Consider the following 6,710-nt stretch of genomic DNA (forward strand, 5'->3'; position numbering starts at 1 on the left):
TAAATTGATATAAGTAAATAGCCGAGTGTAAAGCTCGGCTATTGGTAGTCATTAGGAATGAGGAAAAGTAATGGCAGGTAATAGCATTGGACAGTTATTTAAAGTGTCTACTTTTGGTGAGAGCCACGGTGTTGCATTAGGCGGCGTTGTTGATGGTACACCAGCAGGTCTTGAAATCACCGAGGCCGACCTACAAATAGATTTAGACCGTCGTAAACCGGGGCAAAGTCGTTATACCACGCAGCGTCGTGAAGACGATCAGATAAAAATTCTTTCAGGCGTATTTGAAGGTAAAACCACAGGTACTAGCATAGGTTTACTTATTGAAAACACCGATCAACGCTCAAAAGATTACGGCAAAATTAAAGATGTGTTTCGCCCAGGTCATGGCGATTACACCTATTGGCATAAATACGGCCTGCGCGATTATCGCGGTGGTGGTCGCTCATCAGCGCGCGAAACGGCAATTCGTGTTGCTGCGGGCTCTATTGCTAAAAAATATTTAAAACAATTTCATGGTATCGAAATAAAAGCCTGCTTAAGTCAGTTAGGGCCAATTAAAGCAGACGTTTTTGATTGGAACGAAGTTGAAAACAACTTATTCTTTTTTCCTGATGTGAGCAAGTTAGAAGCGCTTGATGAATATATGCGCGGCCTTAAAAAGCAAGGTGACTCAGTAGGCGCAAAAGTAAAAGTAGTGGCAAGTAATGTACCTGTAGGCCTTGGTGAGCCAGTATTTGACCGCCTTGACGCCGAACTTGCGCATTCGTTAATGAGCATTAACGCGGTTAAAGGTGTTGAAATTGGCGACGGCTTTGATGTAATTGAGCAAAAAGGCTCAGAGCACCGCGATGAACTAACACCACAAGGGTTTACCTCTAACCATGCGGGCGGCGTATTAGCGGGTATTTCTACTGGGCAAGATATTATTGCTTCTATTGCGCTAAAACCTACCTCAAGCATTACCATACCGGGTAACAGTATAAATACTGAAAACGAAGCGGTTGAGATGATCACCAAAGGTCGTCACGATCCGTGTGTAGGTATTCGTGCTGTGCCAATTGCTGAGGCGATGATGGCCATTACTTTAATGGATCATTTGCTACGTCAACGTGGACAAAACCCACATGTACACCACGAGCATGGGCCGATACCCGGTTCGGTATAATTAGAGTTACATTAAGTAGATAATAAAAACGCGGGCGATCCGCGTTTTTTGTATTTGTTTATCAGTGCAAGTTCAACTTTTTTACTAAAGTTAATTAAACAGGTTTGAGGGAGCTAAATGTGACAATGACAAATAACGTAAAGGCTCAGCAACAAGCTGCATTGAAAAGGCTGGAGCGTTTTAGCTTCATTACCGACAGCAGTTTAAAAATTCCTTTTACTAACTTTAAAGTTGGTGCCGATGCGATTATTGGTTTATTGCCCGTTGCCGGTGATATGGCCGGTTTTATTTTATCTGCTTATGTATTAATTGAAGCGCAGCGCTTAGGTGTTAGCTGGACTATAAAACTACGTATATTAGTTAATATGCTTATCGACTTTGTGGGCGGTTTACTACCCATAGTAGGCGATATTTTTGATGCTTACTTTAAAGCAAACACCCGAAACACCCAGCTGCTAAAAAAATACTTAGCGCAGCAAAAGTAATAAAGCAATTTAGCTTTTACCCTTGTTAAAAAAGTATTCTGCAATAACCTGCTTTTGTTGACCAAACTGATCTGAAATCCCTATACCTACACCTATTATTTGCCCCTGTGCTTTAGGTGGGTTAGCCTGTATTTGTTTATTTATAACAGCCAGTTGAGGGCTTTTCTCGTTAGCTAATAATGTTAAATGTGGCTGAAAGTTTTGAAAAACATTAGGGCTGCCGTAGCGCTTAAATGCAGTTAACTTGTTGGGGTAGTTTTTAACCCAAGTAGGCACTGCAGCATTTCGCTCGCGCAGCGGTTCAATGGCAAGTGTTATCTCGTCAGATAGTCTTTGTAATTGGCGCGACGGCTGTAAATTAATAAAAGCCCAATTACTTTTAGTTACGCTAAAGCCTTCAGCGGTTATGGGAAATGGTTGCTGTTGCGCTACGATGTTTTTTACCGCAAGTTTAATTGCCTCCTCTGTACCGGGCGCAAAGTCAGTTAAATATAAAGTAGCGTGTACCGGCATGCCTTTATCGTAAAAGCTAACCATACCCGCTTGTTTTAATACATCACTGGTTTGCGCCATTAAAGTAATGATTGGTTGCGAAGGAATAGCAAACACATTAATACTGATGTTTTTTGCAACAGCAGGCAGTGATACACCCATAAGCCCAAGCAGGGCAATAAATAAAAATTTAACCTTTTTTATACTCATTAGTTTAAACATAATTTTAGTATTTCATTAAGCAGCTCTGTCGTTATAGTGATGGTAAGGGTTATTGCTCAAGCAGTAAATACGCCAAACAGTATAAATACCAGCTATTTGACAGCACCTTATATAGCTATTATTAGCAAGCCCCACGGGCTTTATAAAACGCCGTTACATGGAAGTGTTAACCCGCTATCCAATTTTTTACATTCGCTGCGAAAGCCCGTACAATTCACCTCGTTTTTAGCGCGCACATTTTTAATATAATGAGCAGTAAGCCCTATATTCAGAGTAAGTAATTAAACTTTTATGCATAAAATTGCTGATTTAATTTCTATTTTTGCAGCCACTTTTGACCAAAGCTATAATACGCGGCTGGTTAAAGGCGAGCACGAACCTATTTATATTCCTAGCTGTGATAAAACGCCGTATCACCAAATTGTGTTTGCTCATGGCTTTTACGCCAGTGCCCTGCACGAAATAGCACATTGGCTGGTGGCGGGAGATAAGCGCCGTTTACTTGAAGATTACGGCTATTGGTATTGCCCCGACGGCCGCGATAAGCAAAAACAAGCCGAATTTGAAAATGTAGAAATAAAACCGCAAGCCATTGAGTGGCTATTGAGTACCGCCGCAGGTTTTGAATTTAATGTGTCGGTAGATAATTTAAATGGCGAGCAAACGTGTCGTTTTGATTTTCAGCAGCGAGTACACCAACAAGTTTTAACACTTATTAATAACGGTTTTAACTCCCGTACCGAGGCATTGCTAAAAGCACTAAGCCATTTTTATAATACGCCATGGCCAATGAGTGCACAGCAATTTAATTGGCAACATCCCAAGGAGCTCAAGGATGCAGTTTAAGTTAGGTTTAATTATAAACCCGCTAGCGGGTTTAGGCGGCACTGTAGCGTTAAAAGGTAGCGATGGCGCAGCAACTGCAGCCAAAGCGCTAGCACTTGGCGCTCAGCCTAAAGCTAATAGTCGTACAAAAGCCGCACTTGAAGTATTACTGCCTTATAAAAACCAATTAACTATTTATACAGTAAATGGCGATATGGGCGAGCACTGTGCTAAAGCACTCGGCTTTAAGGTGCAAGTAATATATAACAGCAATGCTATAACCACAGCCAACGACACAGAGCAGGCTGTAAAAGCACTTAAAGAGCTAGGTGTAGATTTAGTTTTATTTGCTGGAGGCGACGGCACAGCGCGTAATATTTGTCATGCTGTTGAGGACACAATACCCGTACTGGGTATTCCTGCTGGCTGCAAAATACACTCAGGGGTATATGCAATCACGCCAAAAGCAGCAGGGCGTGTAGTCGAAATGCTGGTAAAAGGCGATTTAGTTACCTTAGGTGACGCCGATGTAATGGACATTGACGAAGAGGCATTTAGACAAGGCACAGTTAAAGCAAAACGTTATGGCGAAATGCAAGTACCAAGCGAAGTGCGTTACATGCAAGCGGTTAAAAATGGTGGTAAAGAAACCGACGAGTTAGTGCTTGTAGATATTGCCGCCTATGTGGTGAGTGAAATGGATGAGGACACTTTTTACATTATGGGCAGTGGCTCAACCGTTGCCGCAGTGATGGAAGAAATGGGACTAGAAAATACACTTTTAGGTGTCGATTTAGTTAAAGATCAAACCCTTATAGCGCAAGACCTAACCGCAGCGCAATTACTTGAGCATACGCAAGGTCAAAAAACTAAATTAGTGATCACCTTAATTGGCGGCCAAGGACATATTTTTGGTCGTGGTAATCAACAGCTTAGCCCCGCGCTTATTCGCGCTATTGGCACTAATAACATTATAGTAATAGCTACAAAAACAAAATTGCAGGCTTTAAATGGCCGCCCACTTATTTGTGACACCGGCGATAGCAGTTTAGATGATGAACTAACCGGTTATATTAAAGTTACATGCGGATTTAACGACCACATTATGTATGCAGTAGGGTATTAATACCCATTGCAAAACCAGGAGACAGAATAAATGAGTTTAGTAAACTATATTGATGCAGCCCAACACTATTTTGATGATTTAGTGATTAAAGCCACCGATGATGAATTATTTGCAGGAGGCTATTTGCGAGGTCACTTTGACTTAGCAGTAGGGTATGCGCAAGTAGAAAAGCTAACTATTAGCACAGATGAACTTAACGAAACCGTAGAGCAAAGCTTAGTGAAGGCTTATCATAATGGTGAACTTAATGAAGATGACAAAACCCTTGTTGCTCGTTTGTGGGAAGAAGTAAAAGCATTGGCCTGAGTAAACCTAGGCTAAAACTAATTTAAACGCGATACGCTACTGGCTTATCGCGTTTTTTTTGTTTAAAAGTATTGATATGAGGGAGTTAGCCTCAGGTTAATTTACTGTTGTGTAAAGATAGGATATGGTTATTGAAAATATGATTTAGAGAGCTTTAAAGAATGAATAATAACCAAAGTGCAGTGCCAACTGGTTTAATTGCACGATTTTTAAATTTTGTTGAACGGGTAGGTAATAAGCTTCCTGATCCGGCCATTATATTTTTGTTTGCCATGTTACTAATTTGGTTTTTGTCGTGGTGGTTTTCAGGCGTAAGCTTTGATGCAATAGATCCACGTACCGGCGAAGCCATTATTATCAATAATATGCTAGCAAGTGATTCGCTCGCCACCTTTTTATCCTCTATGGTAAAAACCTTTACCGGCTTTGCACCCTTAGGCGTAGTGTTAGTGGCTATGTTAGGTGTGGGGGTTGCAGAGCATTCGGGCTTTATTAATACCGGCCTTAAGTTAATGCTTAAAGTGACGCCTAAAAAGTTATTAACGCCTTCAATTATTTTAGTGGCCATTGTAAGCCATACCGCAACTGATGCAGGTTATGTATTAGTTATTCCACTAGCTGGGGTTATATTTTATGCTGCAGGGCGCCATCCGCTTGCGGGTATTGCTGCTGCATTTGCTGGTGTGAGTGGTGGTTTTGGGGCTAACTTTATTCCATCGGGTATCGACCCATTGCTACAAAGTTTTACCCAAAGTGCGGCGCAAATAATTAATCCTGCAATGACAATTAACCCGTTAAATAACTGGGCATTTGCTTCAGCATCTAGCTTATTTATAGTGGCATTAGGCTGGTATATTACCGATAAAATTATAGAACCACGTTTACAAAAAACCGCGGTAGATGGCGCTAAAGAAGATTTACCCGTATTTGAAGATGCCCGCAGTGATGAAAAACGTGCATTTATAATTGCCAGTTCAGTTATGGTTGCAGGCCTTGCGCTACTTGCTTATGTATCGGCAGATAGTAACTCGGCAATGCGCAGCAGCGATGGCTCGTTAACTAATTTTAGCTCGCCATTAATGCAATCTATCGTACCGTTAATCTTTTTATTATTTTGGATACCCGGCGCGGTTTACGGCTTTACCGTAGGCACCTTTAAAACCTCTAAAGACATGATAGATGCCATGAGTAAAGCGATGAGCGGCATGGCATATTATATTGTAATGGCATTTTTCTGTTCGTTATTTATTGCCGCATTTAGTAAATCAAACTTAGGTGCATTGCTAGCAATCGAAGGCGCGCAGTTATTAAAAGCAATGCAGTTGCCAAGTGCAGTAACGGTTGTGGGAATTATCTTTTTAACCGGCTTTGTAAACTTGTTTGTTGGTTCAAGTTCAGCTAAATGGGCATTACTTGGCCCCATATTTGTACCTATGCTAATGCAACTTGGTATTTCGCCAGACTTAACTCAAGCGGCTTATCGTGTTGGTGACTCAAGCTCTAATATTATTACACCGTTAATGCCCTATTTCCCATTAGTGGTGGTGTACTGTCAAAAGTATGTGAAAGGCACCGGCATAGGCACTTTAATTGCTATTATGCTACCGTACTCAATCGCCTTTATGATTGGCTGGAGTATCTTTTTATTAGGTTACTGGGCACTTGGTATCCCACTAGGGCTTGATGCCAGCTACGTTTACCCAGCGCTAGCGCCTTAACGTAAAACAAATAGGTAATATAGTAAAAGCCTCATCATGAAATTGGTGGGGCTTTTTTGTGTTAAGAGATCAGATTTAACCGTAGGGCAAACACTGTACCCCGAATAAAGTAACCTTAATAAAAGTAATGCTAAAAGTTACTATGGCATTGCCTTCCTCATTTACAGCTCTTTGTTTAAATGCTTTTAAGTGAGTTATTCACCAAGAAGGTAAGAGACGCTGCGCTTTAGAGAAGTAATAGAGCAGTGCAGATAAGAAAGGGGTGTGCAGGCGAGAATTTAGCTGTGAGGTGGAAATAAAATATCGTGTTTATTTTCTCAGGGGAATATTATTTTCTGCCTAGAGCCTAGAGCCTAGAGCCTAGAGCC

The 6,710-nt window shown here is 41.2% G+C and carries 7 protein-coding genes; 6 read left to right on the top strand and 1 reads right to left on the bottom strand.

The annotated features are described in order from the left end of the window. Positions 1-70: 70 nt before the first annotated feature. Together aroC and H5079_RS16495 are read left to right on the top strand one after the other, a co-directional pair. Complete coding sequence (gene aroC, locus H5079_RS16490; protein WP_086998304.1) at positions 71-1,168, top strand: chorismate synthase; 1,098 nt, start codon at positions 71-73, stop codon at positions 1,166-1,168. 125 nt (positions 1,169-1,293) lie between these two features. Continuing rightward, the gene (locus tag H5079_RS16495; protein WP_041454373.1) at positions 1,294-1,653 is read left to right on the top strand and encodes a DUF4112 domain-containing protein; all 360 of its coding nucleotides are present in this window, start codon (positions 1,294-1,296) and stop codon (positions 1,651-1,653) included. Between the two features lie 9 nt (positions 1,654-1,662). On the opposite strand, the gene H5079_RS16500 is transcribed toward H5079_RS16495, so the two are convergent. After that, positions 1,663-2,355 carry a 2'-5' RNA ligase family protein gene (locus H5079_RS16500; protein WP_231613560.1) on the bottom strand — a complete coding sequence of 231 codons (693 nt, stop codon included), beginning with the start codon at positions 2,353-2,355 and terminating at the stop codon, positions 1,663-1,665. Positions 2,356-2,658: 303 nt separating this feature from the next. Between H5079_RS16500 and H5079_RS16505 the strand changes: the two genes are divergently transcribed. The 4 genes from H5079_RS16505 to H5079_RS16520 all read left to right on the top strand — a co-directional run bounded on the left by H5079_RS16505 (position 2,659) and on the right by H5079_RS16520 (position 6,342). Continuing rightward, entirely contained in the window at positions 2,659-3,213 is a 555-nt protein-coding gene (locus tag H5079_RS16505) for an elongation factor P hydroxylase (RefSeq protein ID WP_089367956.1), read from the top strand. Further along, positions 3,203-4,318, top strand: coding sequence for an ATP-NAD kinase family protein (locus H5079_RS16510; protein ID WP_182684501.1), 1,116 nt, complete (start codon positions 3,203-3,205; stop codon positions 4,316-4,318). Before H5079_RS16505 ends, H5079_RS16510 begins: the two co-directional genes overlap by 11 nt. A 30-nt stretch (positions 4,319-4,348) precedes the next feature. Beyond that, positions 4,349-4,624 carry a YfcL family protein gene (locus H5079_RS16515; protein WP_011327677.1) on the top strand — a complete coding sequence of 92 codons (276 nt, stop codon included), beginning with the start codon at positions 4,349-4,351 and terminating at the stop codon, positions 4,622-4,624. Between the two features lie 161 nt (positions 4,625-4,785). After that, a complete protein-coding gene (locus H5079_RS16520; protein ID WP_011327678.1) occupies positions 4,786-6,342 on the top strand; it encodes an AbgT family transporter in 1,557 nt (518 codons plus the stop codon). The last annotated feature ends 368 nt before the right edge of the window (positions 6,343-6,710 follow it).

This window comes from Pseudoalteromonas sp. SG44-5 (assembly GCF_014164175.1).
Taxonomy (GTDB): Bacteria; Pseudomonadota; Gammaproteobacteria; order Enterobacterales; family Alteromonadaceae; genus Pseudoalteromonas; species Pseudoalteromonas nigrifaciens.